Below are 18,443 nucleotides of genomic sequence, written 5' to 3'. Positions count from 1 at the left end.
AAGCCGGTCGACAAGCCCGCCGAGAAGCCTGCGGAGAAGCCGGTCGACAAGCCCGCGCAGAAGCCGGTCGACAAGCCCGCGCAGAAGCCGGTCGACAAGCCGGCCGACAAGCCGGTCGAGAAGCCGGTCGACAAGCCCGCCGAGAAGCCTGCGGACAAGCCGGTCGACAGGCCCGCCGAGAAGCCTGCGGACAAGCCGGCCGAGGAGACGACCGACAAGCCTGCGGAGAAGCCGGTCGACAAGCCTGCGCAGAAGCCCGCCGACAAGCCTGCCGAGAAGCCTGCTGAGAAGCCGGTCGAGGAGACGGCCGAGAAGCCTGCCGAGGAGCCGGTCGACGAGCCCGCCCCGGCGCCTGCTCCGGCGCCAGCCCCTGCCCCGGCGCCAGCCCCTGCCCCTGCCCCTGCCCCGGCGCCAGCCCCTGCCCCGGCGCCAGCCCCTGCGCCGGAGCCCGCCCCGGCGCCTGCTCCGGCGCCAGCCCCTGCCCCGGCGCCAGCCCCTGCCCCTGCCCCGGCGCCAGCCCCTGCCCCGGCGCCAGCCCCTGCGCCGGCGCCTGCTCCGGCCCCGGCCCCGGAAGCACCGTGCGACGCGGATCCGTCGACGCCGGAGACGCCCGCCGGAACGACGGAACCAGCGGCGGAAGCGACCCCGGTCGAGGGCGCCGAGGCCGATCCGTCGTGCGAGGACCCGAACGCGCCCGCCGAGCCCGGCCCCGCTCCGACCCCGGCCGGCGTCGATCCCGCTGCACCGGCCGGGCCGGCGAAGGACGAGGCTGCGCCCGCAGACGGCGAGGGCTGACGCACGGAGCTGTGATCCGACGGAGCGTCGCCGCCCCGCGGGGCTCGTGCAACGTCGATGCAACCTTCGCGCTCCTACTGTGTGCTCCAGGGACGACGACGTCCTGCACCCGAGGAATTCAAGGAGTTCGACGATGACTGTTTACGCCCAGCCTGGCCAGGATGGATCGAAGGTCAGTTTCAAGCCGCGGTACGAGAACTGGATCGGTGGTGAGTGGGTTTCCCCCATCAAGGGCCAGTATTTCGAGAACATCTCCCCGGTGACGGGCAAGGCTTTCTGCGAGGTGGCGCGCGGCACCGCCGAGGACATCGAACTGGCGCTGGACGCAGCCCACAAGGCCGCCCCGTCCTGGGGCAAGACCTCCGCCGCGGACCGGGCGCTGGTGCTGAACCGCATCGCGGATCGCATGGAGGAGAACCTCGAGATGCTCGCGGTGGCCGATACCTGGGACAACGGCAAGCCGGTCCGGGAGACCCTCGCCGCCGACATCCCCCTCGCGATCGACCACTTCCGGTACTTCGCCGCCGCCATCCGGGCCCAGGAGGGTGCCCTGTCCCAGCTGGACGAGGACATGACGGCCTACCACTATCGCGAGCCGCTCGGCGTCGTCGGGCAGATCATCCCCTGGAACTTCCCGATCCTCATGGCGACGTGGAAGCTGGCCCCGGCGATCGCCGCAGGCAACGCCGTCGTGCTCAAGCCCGCGGAGCAGACGCCGTCGTCGATCCTCGTCCTCATGGAACTGATCAGCGACATCCTGCCCGCGGGTGTCATCAACGTCGTGAACGGCTTCGGCGTGGAGGCCGGCAAGCCGCTCGCCTCGAGCAAGCGCATCCGCAAGATCGCCTTCACCGGCGAGACGACCACGGGCCGACTGATCAGCCAGTACGCGAGCCAGAACCTGATCCCCGTCACGCTCGAGCTCGGCGGCAAGAGCCCGAACATCTTCTTCTCGGACGTCGCCGACAGCAACGACGCGTTCTACGACAAGGCGCTCGAGGGCTTCGCACTCTTCGCGCTGAACCAGGGTGAGGTCTGCACCTGCCCCTCCCGCGCACTCGTGCAGGGTTCCATCTACGACTCCTTCATGGCGGACGCGATCGCCCGTGTCGAGAAGATGGTCCAGGGCAACCCGCTGGACACCGACACGCAGGTCGGGGCACAGGCCTCCAACGACCAGCTCGAGAAGATCCTGTCCTACATGGACATCGGCCGGCAGGAGGGCGCCAAGGTCCTCACCGGCGGCGAACGGAACATCCTCGGCGGCGATCTCGCCGAGGGCTACTACGTGAAGCCCACCGTGTTCGAGGGCACCAACAGCATGCGGGTGTTCCAGGAGGAGATCTTCGGCCCCGTGGTCTCGGTGACGCGATTCGACGACTACGCGGAGGCCCTGGAGATCGCCAACGACACCCTCTATGGTCTCGGTGCGGGCGTCTGGTCGCGGAACGGGAACGTGGCATACCGGGCAGGGCGCGAGATCCAGGCGGGGCGCGTGTGGGTGAACAACTACCACGCCTACCCCGCGGGAGCGGCGTTCGGCGGCTACAAGTCCTCGGGCATCGGCCGCGAGAACCACGCCATGATGCTCGATCACTACCAGCAGACCAAGAACCTGCTGGTCAGCTACTCCGAGTCCAAGCTCGGGTTCTTCTAGGAGACGCCGTGACCGTCGAGGCTTCGGTGACGATCCCCGGGGAGACCATCTCGCGGGTGGCGCTGACCGGCGCCGCCGTCGAACTGCTGGACAAGCTGTGGCTCATCCACGGGCCGCTGATGTTCCACCAGTCCGGCGGGTGCTGCGACGGCTCGTCGCCGATGTGCTATCCGGCGGGCGAGTTCATCACGGCGGAGGCGGACGTGCTGCTCGGCGTCCTGGACATCTCGGCGGGACCTCGTGCGGACGCCGGGGGCGAGCCGCGGCTCATCGAGTTCTGGATGTCGCGGGAGCAGTTCGAGTACTGGCGCCACACGCACCTGACGGTCGACGTCGTGCAGGGCCGGGGGAGCGGCTTCTCCGTCGAGGCCCCGGAGGGCAAGAGGTTCCTGATCCGCTCCCGACTGATGGGCTAGGGCGAGGACGGACGGGGCCCGGCGCGTGTCATGCGCCGGGCCCCGGTCCCATGCCGTCGGCCCTGGTTCAGGGATGACCGCGGTGGGCGGGGTCCACGGCGAGGACGATGCCGAGGAGGTCCGTGAGGGCATGCCCGAGCTTCGGGTCCACGAGTTCGTAACGCGAGCGCCGCCCCTCGGGGACCGACACCACGAGGCCGCACCCCCGCAGGCAGGAGAGGTGGTTGGACAGGCTCTGGCGGCTGACGCCGAGCAGTCCGGCCAGTTCGGTGGGATAGGCCGGCGCATCCCGCAAGGCCACGAGGATCCGCACGCGCGTCGGATCGGACAGGGCGGTGCCCACGCGTTCCAGGACCGACGTCGAGGTCAGGGTCTGCAGCATCAGTGCGCCAGCTCCGTCTCGTGGCGCATGTGTCCCAGCGGCTCGATCTGGAAGGTGCAGTGGTCGATGCTGACATCGAAATGCCGTGCCACGCACTCCTGGAGCTGGTCCAGCACGGCGTGCGCGGAGCCGTCCCGGTAGCAGTCGTCATCGACGACGATGTGCGCGGTGAGGACCGGCAGGCCGGTGGCGATCTGGGTGATGTGCAGGTCGTGGACGTCGCGGACGTGGGGCAGGCGCGCGATATGGCTGCGGACCTCCTCGAGGTCGATACCGGCGGGGGTGGATTCGAGCAGCACGTCGATGGTCTCGCGCAGCAGCTTCAGGGTCCGCGGGATGATCAACGCGCCGATGAGCATGGCCACGACGGCGTCCGCCCGCATCCACCCCGTCAGCGTGATGATCACGGCGGCCACGATGACGGCCACCGACCCGAGGGCGTCGTTGAGGACTTCGAGGAACGCCGCCCTCAGGTTGAAGCTGGCGGTCCGGTGCCGCGCCAGCAGCCCGAGCGCAGCGAGATTGCCGAGGAGGCCGATCACCCCGAAGACGATCATCTCCGGAGCTGCGACGTCCGTCGGCGTGATGAGGCGCCGCACCCCCTCGACCAGGACGTAGGTTCCGACGGCGAGGAGGAACGCGGCCTGCAGCAGGGCGGCGATGACCTCCGCCCGGCGGAAGCCCCACGAGCGGCGCGCCGACGCCGGCCGGACCGAGAGCGTGGCGGCGCCGAGCGCCATGGCCAGGCCTGCGGCGTCCGTCAGGACGTGCACGGAGTCGAAGAGGAGGGCCAGGCTGCCTGTCCACAGGGCGCCGACGATCTGGAGGAGGAAGACGCCGAGCGTGATGGCCCGCGCGCCGGCCAGCGGGCCGCGCCGGCCGGCGCTCGCCGGTGCGTGGTGGGTACCCATGCACCGATAGTACATCCGTCCGTGAACCTTGGGGGCGAGCGGGTCGCCGGCTGATCCGGAGGGACGGGCGGCTACCGGTCGACGCCGGACATGTCCTCGTAGCGGTCTCCGACGGGGGCGGCCACACCGTCCAGCTGCGCGAGCTGCTCGGGGGTGGGCGTCAGGGCGTCCGCCGCGACGTTCTCCTCCAGGTAGCGCACCTGCTTGGTTCCCGGGATCGGGGCGATGTCCGTGCCCTGGGCGAGGAGCCAGGCGAGGGCCACCTGCCCCGGCGTCGCCTCGAGCTGCCGCGCGACGTCGTCCACCTGCTCGACGATCCGGATGTTGGTCTGCAGGTTCTCGCCGGCGAAACGCGGATTGTTGCGGCGGAAATCCGACTCGTCGAGCTGGTCCACCGAGCGGATGGTCCCGGTCAGGAAGCCGCGGCCGAGCGGCGAGTAGGGGACGAAGCCGATCCCGAGCTCGCGGACGAGCGGGAGGATCTCGCGCTCCGGCTCCCTGCTCCACAGCGAGTACTCGGTCTGGAGCGCCGTCACCGGGTGGACGGCGTGGGCCCTGCGGATCGTGGCGGGTGCCGCCTCGGACAGCCCGATGTGCCGGATCTTGCCCTCCTGGACGAGTGAGGCAAGGGCGCCCATGGTGTCCTCGACCGGCACCGAGGGGTCCATGCGGTGCTGGTAGTAGAGGTCGATGTGGTCGGTCTGCAGCCGCTTCAGCGACCCCTCGACCGCGAGGCGCACGTTTTCCGGACTGCCGTCGAGCCCCATGGCGTCACCCGCCGCATGGCGGATGGTGCCGAACTTCGTGGCCAGCACGACGTCGTCGCGCCTGGTCCTGAACGCCCGGCCCAGCAGCTCCTCGTTGGTGTAGGGGCCGTACATCTCGGCGGTGTCGAAGAAGGTGACGCCGAGGTCGAGCGCGCGGTGGAGGGTGGCCATCGCCCCGGCGTCGTCCTTCCCGCTGCCGGTGTAGAACGCCGACATGCCCATGCAGCCGAGGCCGAGCCGGGAGACGTCGAGGCCCGAGCCGGGGGCGCCGAGGGTGATGGTTCTCATGGGAGCCGCCTTCGCAGGGGAATCGTGGGAGGAAAAGGGTGCCTCGGCCAGAGTACGCTTGGCGGCCCGCCCGCGGGCAGGGCCGGCGTCGGACATCTTGTTGCACGCTGTGCAAGAATTCGCCTACGCTGTGATCGTGCTGGAAACGACCGACGACGCAGTGCCCGTGGGCCGCCGCGAGCAGAACAAGATCGACACCCGCCGAGCGATCGCGGATGCGGCGATCGATCTCGCGCTGTCCGTAGGGCCCGGCTCGTTCACCGTGGACCAGATCGCCGTACGGGCCGGGGTCTCCCGCCGCACGTTCTTCAACTACTTCCACAGCGCCGAGGACGCCCTGACCGTCCGCACCGACGGGTTCCTCGACCTGGCGCTGGAGGTCTTCGGGCGGATGCCGCAGGACGAGCCCCTCTTCGACTCCATCATCCGGGCGTTCACCGAGACCACGCGGATGGAGGGCCTCTCGCAGCACGGCGCCCTCTTCCGCATGGCGGACTCCAACCCGGATCTCCTGCGGGCGCAGCTGCACTCGTGGGAACGCGCCGAGGTGCGGATCGTCGAGGGGCTGCGCCGACGGCTCGGGGCGGACGCCTCCGAGCTCTACCTCACCGCCCTGGTGGGGAGCGTCCTCTCCTGCACCAAGGCGGCGATGCGCGACTGGGCCGCCGTGAGCCACGACTCCACCGGCAACCCCGGGCAGGAGCTCGAGGAACGCATCCTCGCAGTGCTGACCATGCTCCGCGACGGGTTCTCCCCCCGCACCACCGGGCCCGTCTCCCGGGCCTGAACCCTTGTCCTTCCTCCCCTGCCCGCTCCCTTCCTGCTAGGACTCCTCCATGGCTTTCCTCCTCTACCGGCTCGGTTCCTTCGCGTTCCGAAGGCGGTGGTGGGTCGTCTCCGCATGGCTCGCCATCATGCTGGCGGTCGGCGCCGCCGCCGTCGCCTTCTCCGGGACGCTCACCAACAACTTCACCATCCCCGGTACCGAGTCGCAGCGCATCTCCGACCGGCTGCGGGAGGAACTGCCGGAGGCGGTCGGCGGCACGGGCACGGTGGTGTTCACGTCCGACGACGGCGCCGCCTTCTCGCCCGAGCAGCGTGAGGGCGTGCAGGCGGCCCTGGCGGACATCGCCGCGCTCGACGGCGTGCGCGGCGTCATCGACCCCTTCGACGTCGCGGACCAGGTGGCGTCCGGCGGCGAGGAGCTCGACGCCGGTCGCGCGGAACTCGACGCCGGCGAGCAGCAGCTGAGCGCCGGAGAGGACCAGCTCGCGCAGGGCCAGCAGCAGCTCGACGAGCAGCGTGCACAGTTCGAACAGGTCCGGGCGCAACTCCCGGGACCCCAGGCGGCGGCCACCGCCCAGCAGCTCGAGCAGGGCCAGGCGAGGCTGGATGCGAGCCGCACCGAGCTGGAGGCAGGGCGGGAGCAGCTCGAATCCGGGCGCACCGAACTCGACCTCGCCCAGCGGCAGCTCGACGCCACCTCCGGGGTGAGGCTGGTGTCCGAGGACGGCTCCACCGGCGTGGCCAGCGTGCAGTTCGACCAGCAGATCAACGCGGTCTCTCCGGAGCTGCGCGGAGCGGTGCAGGAGGCGGCTGCCGAGGCGAAGTCGGCAGGAGTGACCGTCGAGTACAGCAAGGAGATCGTCGAGGACGTCTCCGGGATCGTCGGGGCGACGGAAGCCGTCGGCCTGGCCGTCGCCGCGATCGTCCTCATCCTGATGCTCGGCACCCTGGTCGCCGCCGGGCTCCCGCTGCTCATGGCCATCGTCGGGGTCGGCGTGGGCGTGGGGGTCACCTTCGCACTGTCGGGGATCGTCGAGATGAACAGCATCTCCCCGGTCCTCGCCCTGATGCTCGGCCTCGCCGTCGGCATCGACTACTGCCTGTTCATCGTGAACCGGCACCGGACCCAGCTCCTGCACGGCATGGACCTGCAGGAGTCGATCGCCCGTGCCACCGGCACCGCCGGGAACGCCGTGCTCTTCGCAGGCATCACCGTGATCGTGGCCCTCGCCGCGCTCGCCGTGCCAGGGCTTCCGTTCCTGACCGTCATGGGTCTCTCCGCAGCGGGCACGGTGGCGGTGGCCGTCCTCGTGGCGCTCACCCTCACCCCGGCGCTCCTCGCGCTGATGGGACGTCGCGTGATCTCGAAGCGTCGGTGGGCCAAGGCCGCCGGACACAGGCACTCCGCCGCCGCATCCCTGGACTCCGAGGACAGCATCGCCCTGGCCGACCAGCGCGCCGCGCGCGGCGCGGGCTGGGGCGGCTTCGTGACCCGGAAGCCCGTCCTCACGGTCCTCGCCGGCGTGGTCCTCCTCGGCGTCATCGCCATCCCCGCCGCGCAGCTGCGCGTCGGCCTGCCCGACGGCGGCACGGAACCGGCCGATTCCACGGCGTTCCAGGCCTACAGCACCATCGGCGACAAGTTCGGGGCCGGTACCAACGGCCCGCTGATCGTCGTCGGATCCCTCCCCGGGACTGCCGACGAGGCCGAGCTCACGACACTCCGGCTCGACGTCAACGACCGCCTGCGGGACGTGCCCGGCGTCGCCGCGTCGGTGCCTGCGACGGTGAGCGAGGACGGCCGCACTGCGATCTTCCAGGTCATCCCCGAGGAAGGACCCGCCAGCGAGGCCACCGAGAACCTGGTTCGCGACCTTCGCGCCGCGACCGGTGACTTCGAGGACCGGACCGGCGTCGCCATTGCCGTGACCGGTCAGACCGCGGCGAACATCGACGTCTCCGCCAAGCTCATGGAGGCGCTGCCGGTGTACCTGGCCATCGTGGTCGGGCTGTCCCTGATCCTGCTCCTGCTGGTGTTCCGCTCCATCCTCGTCCCGATCATCGCGACCGCCGGGTTCCTGCTCTCACTGCTCGCCAGCTTCGGTGCGACCGTCGCCATCTACCAGTGGGGCTGGCTCGGCGACGTCTTCGGGGTCACGAACCCCGGGCCGATCCTCAGCTTCCTGCCCATCATCCTGATCGGGGTGCTCTTCGGCCTCGCGATGGACTACCAGATGTTCCTGGTGTCCGGCATGCGGGAGGCGTACGTCCACGGGGACGACCCCAAGGCCGCAGTGCGCATCGGCTTCAGTCATGGCGCCCGGGTGGTCACGGCAGCGGCGATCATCATGGTCTCCGTGTTCGCGGGCTTCGTGTTCTCCCACCTGGCCATGGTGCGCCCGATCGGCTTCGGTCTCGCCTTCGGGGTGCTGCTCGATGCCTTCGTGGTCCGCATGACCCTGGTCCCGGCCGCGATGTACCTGCTGGGCCGGCATGCCTGGTGGCTTCCCGCATGGCTCGGGAGGATCCTCCCGGACGTCGACGTCGAAGGAGCCCGGCTCCTGCGCGACGAGAAGGAGAAGGAGTCCGTCCCGGTTCCCGCCTGAGGGCCTGGGTCGGAGGTGCGGGGGCACGCGGCCGGGAAGGGCGGCCCCCGCCCCTGGGCCCTCAGGCGCCGAGGTAGCGTCCGGGCCTGTGGTTGAGCGCCAGGACGAGGTTGAGCACCACGGCGCCGACGGCCGAGAGCAGCACGCCCGCGGGCTCGACGACGGTGAAGGCGGCGAGGATGACGGTCGTGTCGAGAGCCATCTGCACGTACCCGGCACGCCAGCCGAGCCGTTCCTGCAGGATGAGGGCGAGGATGTTGAAGCCGCCGAGGCTCGCCCGGTGGCGGAAGAGGATCAGCAGCCCGACACCTGCCAGCAGGTTCCCGCCGAGCGCCGCGTAGAGGGGGTTCAGGGTCAGTCCGCCGAGCGACACGGGGTGCAGGGCGGCCAGGCCCGCGACGAGCGCCACGGCCACCATGGTGCGCAGCGTGAAGTCCCAGCCCTTCTTCCACACGGCGAGGGCGAAGAACGGGATGTTCACGAGGAAGAACAGCGCGCTGAAGGACAGGCCGCCCGTATAGCTCAGGAGCATGGCGAGGCCCGCCGTCCCGCCGGTCACGGCGCCGCTCGTCGTGAGCAGGAACAGGCCGAGGGACACCGTGAAGGTACCCGTGACCATCCCCAGGATGTCCTCCGGCACCGAGTGCCTGACGATGACCTCGGCGCCGATTGGGGCGGGGGCTGTTGTGGTGTCCATGGCGGCAAGCTATCACCGGCAGGTGCGGCCCGACGCACCGGGGGCCGTCGATGTGAACAAGGGCACAGGGGGTGGCCCGGACGCGGATCACCAGGACGCCGGGCGGCAGGAATCTCTTGCCCGCCCGTCCCCGATCTCCGGTACGGTTGAAAAAATAAGCCGGCTTACGGCTGCGCCCTGCGCTGGATCAGGGGCGCGGTGTGGGCGTGACGAGGAGGTGGACGTGCTCGACTACGTAGGCAGCAGGCTCGAGCAGATCCTGTTCGCCAGCTGGCAGCATTTCTCGCTCGTGGTCCAGTGCCTGGTGATCGCGACCGTCCTGGCCATCGCCGTCGCGGCGCTGGTCTACCGGAGTCCGGCCCTCACCGCCGTCGCGAACAGCGTCTCCGCGGTCGGCCTGACCATCCCGTCCTTCGCCCTCATCGGCCTCCTGATCGCCCCGTTCGGCTTCGGCGTCGCGCCGGCCGTCATCGTGGTGGTGTTCTTCGCCGTCCTGCCGATCCTGCGCAACGCGGTCGTGGGCCTGACGAGCGTGGACCGATCGATCATCGAATCCGCCCGGGGCGTGGGGCTGAGCCGCTTCCAGACCTTCCGCCGGATCGAGCTGCCCATGGCCTGGCCCGTCATCCTGGCCGGGGTGCGTGTCTCCGCCCAGATGGTCATGGGCATCGCCGCGATCACCGCGTACGTCCTCGGGCCCGGACTCGGCGGGTTCATCTTCACGGGCCTCGCCCGGCTCGGCGGCGCCAACGCCCTCGAATCCGTCGCCACCGGGATCATCGCCGTGGTGATCCTGGCCATGGTGCTCGATCTCCTTCTGGTCGGCCTCGGCCGGCTCACAATCCCGCGAGGTATCCGTGTCTGACAACATTCCCGCCACTCCCGCGTCCCCGGACGCCACGGCCGAGATCACCGGCGCGAGCATCCTGCTGGACAAGGTCAGCAAGCGGTACCCGGGCCAGGCCAAGGCGGCCGTCGACGGACTCACCATGGAGATCCCGGCCGGCAAGATCGTCATGCTGGTCGGCCCCTCGGGCTGCGGCAAGACCACCACGCTGAAGATGATCAACCGCCTGATCGAACCCTCCGAGGGGCGGATCGTGCTCGACGGCGACGACGTCACGGCCATCGACGGCGATGCCCTGCGACGCCGCATCGGCTACGTCATCCAGGCCGGCGGCCTGTTCCCGCACATGACGGTCGCGACGAACATCGCCATCGTCCCGAAGATGCTCGGCTGGGGCAAGGAACGCGTGGCCGCCCGTGTCGACGAGCTCCTGGAGCTCGTCTCCCTCGACCCGGAGCAGTACCGCGACAGGTTCCCCCGGGAGCTCTCCGGCGGGCAGCAGCAGCGTGTGGGCGTCGCCCGCGCGCTTGCGGCGGATCCACCCGTGCTGCTCATGGACGAGCCGTTCGGCGCCGTGGACCCGATCACGCGGGTGCGTCTGCAGGACGAGCTCATCAGCATCCAGAAAGAGCTCCAGAAGACGATCGTCTGCGTCACCCACGACTTCGACGAAGCGGTGAAGCTCGGGGACTGGATCGCCATCTTCACGGAGGGCGCGCAGCTGGTGCAGTACGACACCCCGGCCCGGATCCTCGCCGAGCCCGCCAACGAGTTCGTGGAGAACTTCATCGGCGCCGGTGCCGGCCTGAAACAACTGACCCTGACGCGCGTCAACGAGGTGGCCCTGCGGTCCGCCGTGACCGCGTCCCCGGGCGATCTCGCCTCCGACGTACTCTCGCGCCTGGACCAGCAGGGTGACGACCACGCGGTCATTATCGACGGCCGGAACCGGCCGCTGCAGTGGCTCTCGAGGCGGCAGCTCGCCCGGCTCGAGCGGATCGGTGGCGACAGTGATCCGCGTCTTCCCCTCATCGGCGAACGTGCCACCCTGAACGACGCGCTCGACATCATGCTCGTCTCCAGTGTCGGCGCGGCGCTGGTCACCGGTGGACGTGACAGCTTCCGCGGCGTCGTCGACGTGGAGACCATCATGGTGGCGATGACCCAGGCGCACGCCCATGCGCGCACCTCCCACGCGGAGGGCAAGCCGGTCGGCATCAACACCGGCGCGCTCACCACGCAGCCGGACACCGGCGTCGAGCCCCAGCCCCTGCATCCGGCCGCCGGGGGTGGCGGAAGTGAGTGAGGGCTTCGGCGCTCCCGCCGCAGCCCAACGCCCGACGGCGGGTGCGGGCACCGCCCTCGTCCCGCGCGGTGCAGCCGATCCCCTCACCGTCAGCACCGGCCGCGGCTGGCGCCCCCTGCTCCTCCAGCTCGCCGGCATCCTCCTGGCGGGCGGTGCGCTGGCCGTCTGGCTGACGACGGCGCAACTCACCGAGACGGAACAGATCACCCTCAACCCGGCGTCCCTTCTCGGCTACACGCGGGAGCATCTGGCGCTGACGCTGCTGTCCGCCGCGATCGTGCTCCTGATCGCCATCCCGCTCGGTATCCTGCTGACGCGGAAGCCGCTCCGGCGGCTGGCCGGGCCCGTCCTCGCGGTCGTGAACATCGGCCAGTCCGCGCCGGCCATCGGGCTCGTCGTACTGCTCGCCGCCTGGCTCGGCTTCGGCTTCCGTGCGGCGGTGACGGCGCTCGTGGTCTATGCGCTCCTGCCGGTCCTCCGGAACACCATGGTCGGTATCGGCCAGGTCGACGACCGGCTGGTCGAGGCCGGCCGGGGGATGGGCATGAGCGCCGCGGCGGTCCTCTTCCGCGTCGAACTCCCGCTCGCGGTGCCCATCATGCTCGCGGGCATCCGCACGGCGCTGGTGCTGCTCGTCGGGACCGCCGCGCTCTCCACGTTCATCAACGGCGGCGGGCTCGGCATCCTCATCACCACCGGGGTCAACCTCAACCTGTCGCGCGTCCTCGTGGCCGGTGCCGTGAGCGTCGCCCTTCTCGCGCTGCTCGTGGACTGGGTGGGGCGCGTCGTCGAACTCCTCGCCCGCCCGAAGGGCCTCGCATGAGCCGGCGTCCCGGCCCCCGCAGCGTCCGGCTCCGCACCGGCATGGCGCTGACAGCCGCCGCCGGCCTCCTCCTGGCCGGGTGCGGACTCGAGCCCGCCACGTCCTACGTCCCCGCCGCCGGTCCGGGCTCCATCCAGCCCATCGAGGGCGCCGACGACGCACCGCTCACCGTGACGTCCAAGAACTTCACGGAGCAGCTGATCCTCGGGAAGATCTCCGTCCTGGCGGCGCAGGCCGCGGGCTTCGATGTCACGGACCTGACCAATGCGCCCGGGTCGCAGCCGGCCCGGGACCTGATCCTCTCGGGTGAGGCAGACCTGACGTGGGAGTACACCGGTACGGCCTGGCTCGCCTTCCTGGGCGAGGAGGCCGGCATCGCCGACCAGCAGGAGCAGTGGACGGCGGTGCGGGACGCCGACGTCGCCAACGGGCTCGTATGGGGCGGCCCGGCGCCGCTGAACAACACCTACGCCATGGCCGTGAGGACCGAGGCCATCCCGGAGCTCGGCGGGATCACCACGATGTCGGGGATCGCCCAGCTGCCACCCGAGCAGCGGACGTTCTGCGTGGAGGCGGAGTTCAACTCCCGCGCCGACGGGATGACGCCCATGCTGCAGCACTACGGCCTCGAGCGCGGCACGGCGACCGGGGTCCCCGACGAGAACATCGGGATCTACGACACGGGGGCCATCTACGGGGCGACCGACACGGGAGCCTGCAACTTCGGCGAGGTCTTCGCGACGGACGGGCGCATCGAGGCCCTGGACCTGACCCTCCTCGAGGACGACCTCGGGTTCTTCCCGGCCTACAACGCAGCGCCGGTGTACTACGGGGAGACCCTCGAGGAGTTCCCGGAACTCCAGGACGTGTTCGACGCGATCACCCCGACGCTCACCGACGAGGCGCTGCGCGTCATGAACCTCCGCGTCGACGTCGAGGGCGAGGAACCCGCCGACGTCGCCTTCGAGTTCATGGTGGACAACGGGTTCATCTCCAGGCCCTAGCGCGCCATTGCCGGGACGGGCCGTGGCCCGGACGCCGCGCCGATCGAGGACAGCCAGGCGCGGGCCTCCCCGCTCTCCGTGAAATAGCGGGTCCGGCTGCGCGACTGGGCGATGAACGCCGCGAGGACCCGGTCCACGGGGTCGCTGCCCGTCAGCCCGATCGGCCCCGCATGGTGGTAGGCGACGAGCATGCGGCGCGCCGGCGGCGTGATGTGCCGGACCAGGTTGAGGTGCACGAGCACCGGGGATGCGTGCCAGCGTGGGAAATGCGTGATCGTGTTCGCCAGGACGTCGAGCTCGGCCGGCCCGATCCCGATGCCGGGCCGCCAGAGGACCTCCAGGATGCCCGCGTCGTCGATGATCGTGAAGTCATCCACGATGGTGCCTCCCTCGGTCGGAACCTGCCGGCGCAGGCACTGTGAACTGAAGTCTCCCACGGGTGGCCGGGATCGGGGAACGATCGGCGTCCTCGCCACCGCATTCCGCCACCGGCAGGAGCCGCCCTCACCGGCCCCCAAGTTTTTCCCAAGGACGTTTCTCCAAGGTTGAGCCAGCCGGCGCTGATTTGGGGTCGCCGGGGACTCTACGAGGGAAGTAACCATGTCCAGGCATCGCCGCACACATCATCGACAGGACGGCGACTCGCGCCGTCAGACCAAGGGGAGCATTCCTACCAAGTTGACAGCAGGACTGGTGGCGCTGGTTCTCGGATCCGGCGTCATGCCGGCAGTCCTGGCGCCTGCAGTTTCAGCTGCTCCGGTCGGCCAGGGGCTGACTCTCAACGCAGGGGACATGCGCTTCATCCTGAAGCAGATCAAGATCGCCGAGAACCACGCCACCAAGGAGGACGCCCAAGGCAATCCGGTGGCGGGAGCACCGCTGGTCGGTCCGGGTCCCAACCAGATAGCAAACCCCCTGATGCCATACGGACTCCGTACCGTGGACGGCTCGGACAACAACCTCATCAAGGGCCAGGAACAGTTCGGGTCCTCGAATCTTCCTTTTCCCCGTCTTACGGAACCACAATGGCGCACCGCTCCGAACGGACAGACCTATCGGTCGGTCAACACCAACATCACCGATGGGACCGCGCGCTTCATCAGCAACGTGGTCGTGGACCAGACGTCCGACAACCCGGCGGCCATCGCGTCCGCCGGCCGTGCACACCGGACCGTCAACGACGAACCGACCGCGATACCCTGCGAAAGCCCCGGCGTCCCGGTCGACTGTGTGGAGGAAGGGGAGACGCTCGACATCCCGAACGTCACCACGGACTTCGGTCTGTCCCCGCCCTACAACGGCATGTTCGCCCTGTTCGGACAGTTCTTCGATCACGGTATCGATTCCACGAGGAAATCGAAGAGCGTGGTGATGATGCCACTCGCTGCCGACGATCCGCTCTATGTTCCGGGCGGCCGGACGAACTTCATGATGCTGAGCCGCGCCGAGAACCAGCCCGGCCCTGACGGCGTGCTCGGAACACCCGACGACGTCCAGGACGGCACCAACACGGATTCCCCGTGGGTCGACCAGAGCCAGACCTACACCTCGCACCCGGCGCATCAGGTCTTCCTCCGCGAATACGCGCTGGACGTCGACGGCGACCCCGTCTCGACCGGCGACCTCGTCGAGGGCGCCCCGGGCGGCCTGGCCACCTGGCAGGACGTGAAGGACCAGGCCGCGGACCTCCTCGGCCTCAAGCTGTCCGACGCCGACATCGGGAACATCCCCATGATCGCCACCGATCAGTACGGACGGTTCCTTCGCGGTCCGAACGGTCTTCCCCAGTACGTCAAGCGGGACAAGACGATGGTCGAAGGCAACCTCGAGAACCCGGTCGCACCTCCGGCCGACGTGCAGCGCATCGGAATCGCCTTCCTCGACGACATCGCCAACACGGCCTCACCGTTCGACTCACGGACCGGTGCGCTCCTCGCCGCCGACGGCGACACCGGCATCACACCCGTCACCGGCCCCCAACCGGTCGGCACCTACGACGACGAGATGCTGAACACGCACTTCATCGCCGGGGACGGACGCGTCAACGAGAACATCGGCCTCACCGCGGTCCACCAGGTGTTCCATTCCGAACACAACCGGCTGGTGACCTACATGGAGGAGCTCCTGACCTCCCTGAACCTCGATTTGAACGAGTGGAAGCTCCCCGACGGCAGCTGGAACGGTGAGCGGCTCTTCCAAGCGGCCCGGTACGTCACAGAGATGGAATACCAGCACATCGTCTTCGAGGAGTTCGCCCGCAAGGTCCAGCCAGGGCTCAACCCCTTCAACCCGTTCACCCAGGCCGACACGGGGATCGATCCGGCGGTGACGGCGGAGTTCGCGCATGCAACCTACCGGTTCGGCCACTCGATGCTGACGGAGACGGTCGACAGGAGGACGAACACCGGCGAGGACATCGGCATGCCGCTCCTCGACGCCTTCCTCAACCCGCCGGCGTACTACGCCAACGAGGGCGCGACGCTCACCCCGGAGCAGGCTGCCGGGAGCATCGCCATGGGCATGACCGACCAGGTGGGCGCGGAGCTCGATGAGTTCGTGACCAGCACGCTGCGCAACAACGTGCTGGGCCTGCCCCTCGACCTCGCGGCCCTCAACATCGCCCGCGGGCACGAGACCGGGGTGCCCTCGCTCAACAATCTCCGCACCCAGTTGTACGCGGAGACCGGGGAGTCCTCGCTGAAGCCGTACACCAACTGGGTCGATTTCGGCCAGGGGCTGAAGCACCCCGATTCGGTCGTCAACTTCATGGCGGCCTACGGACAGCACCCCAGCATCAAGGGCGCGGCATCCATCGACGGGAAGCGTGCTGCGGCCCAGCTGCTGTTCGACATGGACGCGGCCAACCCCGCGACGCCGGCTGATGCGTACGATTTCGTGAACAGCACCGGCGCCTGGGCCACCACTGCCTCGGGGCTCGACGACGTCGACCTCTGGACCGGAGGCCTCGCCGAGATGCAGAATCTCTTCGGAGGCCTGCTGGGCTCGACGTTCAACTACATCTTCGAACGCCAGATGACCGATCTGCAGGACGGCGACCGGTTGTACTACCTGTCCCGCACTTCCGGACTGAACCTGCGCACCGAACTCGAGGGCAACTCCTTCGCGGAACTCATCATGAGGAACACCGATGCCTCCGCCCTCAAGGCCGATGTCTTCGGCGTTGCTGACTGCGAGTTCGAGATGGCCAACATCGTGGGCACCACGGGCAACGACGTCGCCGACGACCCCGGCTCGGCCTGCAACGAGTCGGCCCTGCTGCTGAAGATGCCTGATGGGACCATCCGGTACCGCGTCAGCAATGCGGTGGACCGCCCGGGCCTCAACGCCCAGTCCACCTTCAACGGCACCGCCGGCACCGACAGGATCTGGGGCGGCATCGACAACGACACGTTCTGGGGCAATGACGGCGACGACATCCTCGAAGGCTCGGACGGTGCGGACACGGTCCTCGGCGGTGCCGGCGACGACCGCATCACCGATTCACACGGGGACGACGTCCTGAAGGGCGGTCCCGGCAACGACACCATCGACGCCGGACCCGGACTCGACATCATCATGTCGGCCGACGGCGACGACTTCTCCAACGGCGGCCTGAACGGGAACGAGCACTTCGCCGGGGAAGGCGATGACCTCGTGATCGCCGGTGACGGCCCTGACACCGTCTTCGGTGGCGGCGGGAACGACTGGCTGGAAGGCGGCAACGCGAACGACCTCCTGCAGGGCGACAGCGGTGCCCCGTTCTTCGACGACATCAACAACCCGGGCCACGACGTCATGATCGGCGACTCCGGCGAGGACGACTACGACGCCGAAGGCGGTGACGACGTCATGGTCGCCGGACCGGGCATCGAACGGAACCACGGCATCTACGGATTCGACTGGGTCACCCATGCCAGGTCGATCGAACGCGGTGACTCCGACATGCGCATGATCGTCGTGGACGGCCCCAACGCGCTCCGCGACCGGTTCCTGCAGGTGGAAGCCCTGTCCGGCTGGGACAAGGACGACACCCTGCGCGGTGACGACGTCGTACCGTCGGATCTCGACGGCGAGGTCGGCGTCGAAGGCCTGACCAACGTGCTCGACGCGGAAGGAATCGCCAGGGTCGACGGGCTCGGTGAACTGCTGCCGGAAGGAGCAACCACCTTCGGGGCCGGCAACATCATCATCGGCGGGTCCGGCAGCGACGAGATCTGGGGCAACGGGGCCGACGACATCATCGACGGCGACAAGTGGCTCAACATCCGCCTCAGCGTCAGGGATGACGCCGGGGCGGAGATCCGCTCGGCGAACTCCCTCACGGAGATCCAGGCGGACATCATGGCCAGCAGGATCGACCCCGGCAACGTGGTGATCATCCGGGAGATCCTTTCCGGTCCGGCTGCTACGGACGTCGACACCGCCACCTTCTCCGGTGCGCGGTCCGAGTACGACATCACGACCGTCGACGGCGTCACGACGGTGGCACACACCGGCGGAACCACGGATGACGGCACCGACACCATCACCAATGTGGAACTGCTGAAATTCACCGATGGAACCGTCGAGGTCGCCACCCTGGACTCCGAACCGACGGACACGACGGCGCCGACGGCGGGCACGCGGACACCGGCGGCTGGCGCTGTCGGGGTGGCCGTGGGGGCCGGCGTCAGTGCGGTGTTCAGTGAGGCCGTGTCCGGGGTGAGCGCGACGACCCTGCGGATGACCGATCCGTCCAACACTGCGGTGGACGGTGCGGTCGCCTATGACGAGGCGACGCGCACCGCGACGCTGAACCCGACCGCTGATCTGGCGGCGGGCACCCGGTACACGGTGAACCTGACTGCCGGGATCACCGATGCCGCAGGTAACGCGCTGGCTCCGGTGAGCTGGAGCTTCACCACAGCGGACGCGGCCGATGCGACGCCGCCGCCGACGCCGCCGACGACACCGCCGACGACACCACCGACGACGCCGGTTTCGGCGGCCGCGACGACAGCCATCGACGCGGCGGCGGCCGCGCGGCCGGGACTCGGGTCCGCCACCAGCGGGATCCTCTGTGGCCTCGTCTCCGGAGGTTGCTACCAGGTGTTCCAGGGTGGCGCGATCCATTGGTCCCCGGCTACGGGGGCGCACATCACCAATGGTGGGATCAAGG

General features: G+C 69.4%; 14 protein-coding genes and 1 pseudogene. 10 read left to right on the top strand and 5 right to left on the bottom strand.

The genetic code is table 11. The features are described 5' to 3' along the window. The 3 genes and pseudogenes from CXQ92_RS18090 to CXQ92_RS07430 all read left to right on the top strand — a co-directional run. Window positions 1-795 (top strand): annotated as a pseudogene (locus CXQ92_RS18090) (hypothetical protein); the annotation flags it as partial. 133 nt (window positions 796-928) lie between these two features. Further along, the gene (locus tag CXQ92_RS07435; RefSeq protein WP_104166535.1) at window positions 929-2,452 is read left to right on the top strand and encodes an aldehyde dehydrogenase family protein; all 1,524 of its coding nucleotides are present in this window, start codon (window positions 929-931) and stop codon (window positions 2,450-2,452) included. Window positions 2,453-2,460: 8 nt separating this feature from the next. Beyond that, entirely contained in the window at window positions 2,461-2,868 is a 408-nt protein-coding gene (locus CXQ92_RS07430; protein WP_104166533.1) for a DUF779 domain-containing protein, read from the top strand. Between the two features lie 67 nt (window positions 2,869-2,935). On the opposite strand, the gene CXQ92_RS07425 is transcribed toward CXQ92_RS07430, so the two are convergent. The 3 genes from CXQ92_RS07425 to CXQ92_RS07415 form a co-directional block, all read right to left on the bottom strand. Then, window positions 2,936-3,247, bottom strand: coding sequence for a helix-turn-helix transcriptional regulator (locus CXQ92_RS07425; RefSeq protein ID WP_104166844.1), 312 nt, complete (start codon window positions 3,245-3,247; stop codon window positions 2,936-2,938). 2 nt (window positions 3,248-3,249) lie between these two features. Further along, window positions 3,250-4,161 (bottom strand): cation diffusion facilitator family transporter, encoded by a 912-nt coding sequence (locus CXQ92_RS07420; RefSeq protein ID WP_104166531.1) that lies wholly within the window; start codon window positions 4,159-4,161, stop codon window positions 3,250-3,252. Window positions 4,162-4,232: 71 nt separating this feature from the next. Continuing rightward, complete coding sequence (locus tag CXQ92_RS07415; protein ID WP_104166529.1) at window positions 4,233-5,216, bottom strand: aldo/keto reductase; 984 nt, start codon at window positions 5,214-5,216, stop codon at window positions 4,233-4,235. Window positions 5,217-5,352: 136 nt separating this feature from the next. Between CXQ92_RS07415 and CXQ92_RS07410 the strand changes: the two genes are divergently transcribed. Together CXQ92_RS07410 and CXQ92_RS07405 are read left to right on the top strand one after the other, a co-directional pair. Then, a complete protein-coding gene (locus tag CXQ92_RS07410; RefSeq protein ID WP_181033569.1) occupies window positions 5,353-6,003 on the top strand; it encodes a TetR/AcrR family transcriptional regulator in 651 nt (216 codons plus the stop codon). A gap of 49 nt (window positions 6,004-6,052) precedes the next feature. Next, on the top strand, window positions 6,053-8,608 hold the full coding sequence (locus CXQ92_RS07405; RefSeq protein ID WP_104166527.1) for an MMPL family transporter: 2,556 nt from the start codon (window positions 6,053-6,055) through the stop codon (window positions 8,606-8,608). Between the two features lie 61 nt (window positions 8,609-8,669). Here CXQ92_RS07405 and CXQ92_RS07400 read toward each other — a convergent pair whose 3' ends face one another. Continuing rightward, window positions 8,670-9,305, bottom strand: a complete 636-nt coding sequence (locus CXQ92_RS07400; RefSeq protein WP_104166525.1) for a YitT family protein — start codon at window positions 9,303-9,305, stop codon at window positions 8,670-8,672. A 223-nt stretch (window positions 9,306-9,528) separates the two neighbouring features. Between CXQ92_RS07400 and CXQ92_RS07395 the strand changes: the two genes are divergently transcribed. The 4 genes from CXQ92_RS07395 (at window position 9,529) to CXQ92_RS07380 (ending at window position 13,285) form a co-directional block, all read left to right on the top strand. Next, window positions 9,529-10,170, top strand: coding sequence for an ABC transporter permease (locus tag CXQ92_RS07395; RefSeq protein ID WP_104166840.1), 642 nt, complete (start codon window positions 9,529-9,531; stop codon window positions 10,168-10,170). Further along, a complete protein-coding gene (locus CXQ92_RS07390) occupies window positions 10,163-11,458 on the top strand; it encodes an ABC transporter ATP-binding protein (protein ID WP_258069780.1) in 1,296 nt (431 codons plus the stop codon). The genes CXQ92_RS07395 and CXQ92_RS07390 overlap by 8 nt, the downstream gene beginning before the upstream one ends. A 142-nt stretch (window positions 11,459-11,600) precedes the next feature. Continuing rightward, entirely contained in the window at window positions 11,601-12,281 is a 681-nt protein-coding gene (locus CXQ92_RS07385) for an ABC transporter permease (protein WP_258069806.1), read from the top strand. After that, window positions 12,278-13,285 (top strand): glycine betaine ABC transporter substrate-binding protein, encoded by a 1,008-nt coding sequence (locus tag CXQ92_RS07380; RefSeq protein WP_104166523.1) that lies wholly within the window; start codon window positions 12,278-12,280, stop codon window positions 13,283-13,285. The genes CXQ92_RS07385 and CXQ92_RS07380 overlap by 4 nt, the downstream gene beginning before the upstream one ends. Here the strand turns inward: CXQ92_RS07380 and CXQ92_RS07375 are convergent. Then, window positions 13,282-13,662: a hypothetical protein gene (locus CXQ92_RS07375; protein WP_146067407.1), complete on the bottom strand. Its 381-nt coding sequence runs from the start codon at window positions 13,660-13,662 to the stop codon at window positions 13,282-13,284. The genes CXQ92_RS07380 and CXQ92_RS07375 overlap by 4 nt on opposite strands. 415 nt (window positions 13,663-14,077) lie before the next feature. On the opposite strand from CXQ92_RS07375, the gene CXQ92_RS07370 reads away from it, so the two are divergent. Next, window positions 14,078-18,443: peroxidase family protein (locus tag CXQ92_RS07370; RefSeq protein WP_258069779.1), on the top strand; the 4,366-nt coding region annotated here is incomplete at its 3' end.

This window comes from Arthrobacter sp. SX1312, assembly GCF_002929295.1.
In the GTDB taxonomy this organism is placed as follows: domain Bacteria; phylum Actinomycetota; class Actinomycetes; order Actinomycetales; family Micrococcaceae; genus Arthrobacter_D.
The sequence above is the reverse complement of the archived record's forward strand: the minus strand, read 5'-3'. Positions and strand labels throughout refer to the sequence as shown.

Bases quoted from the DNA above. Each gene is read 5' to 3' on its own strand.
- CXQ92_RS07435 (WP_104166535.1), top strand. From the start codon at position 929: ATGACTGTTTACGCCCAGCCTGGCCAGGATGGATCGAAGGTCAGTTTC.
- CXQ92_RS07420 (WP_104166531.1), bottom strand. From the start codon at position 4,161: ATGGGTACCCACCACGCACCGGCGAGCGCCGGCCGGCGCGGCCCGCTG.
- CXQ92_RS07415 (WP_104166529.1), bottom strand. From the start codon at position 5,216: ATGAGAACCATCACCCTCGGCGCCCCCGGCTCGGGCCTCGACGTCTCC.
- CXQ92_RS07405 (WP_104166527.1), top strand. From the start codon at position 6,053: ATGGCTTTCCTCCTCTACCGGCTCGGTTCCTTCGCGTTCCGAAGGCGG.
- CXQ92_RS07400 (WP_104166525.1), bottom strand. From the start codon at position 9,305: ATGGACACCACAACAGCCCCCGCCCCAATCGGCGCCGAGGTCATCGTC.
- CXQ92_RS07380 (WP_104166523.1), top strand. From the start codon at position 12,278: ATGAGCCGGCGTCCCGGCCCCCGCAGCGTCCGGCTCCGCACCGGCATG.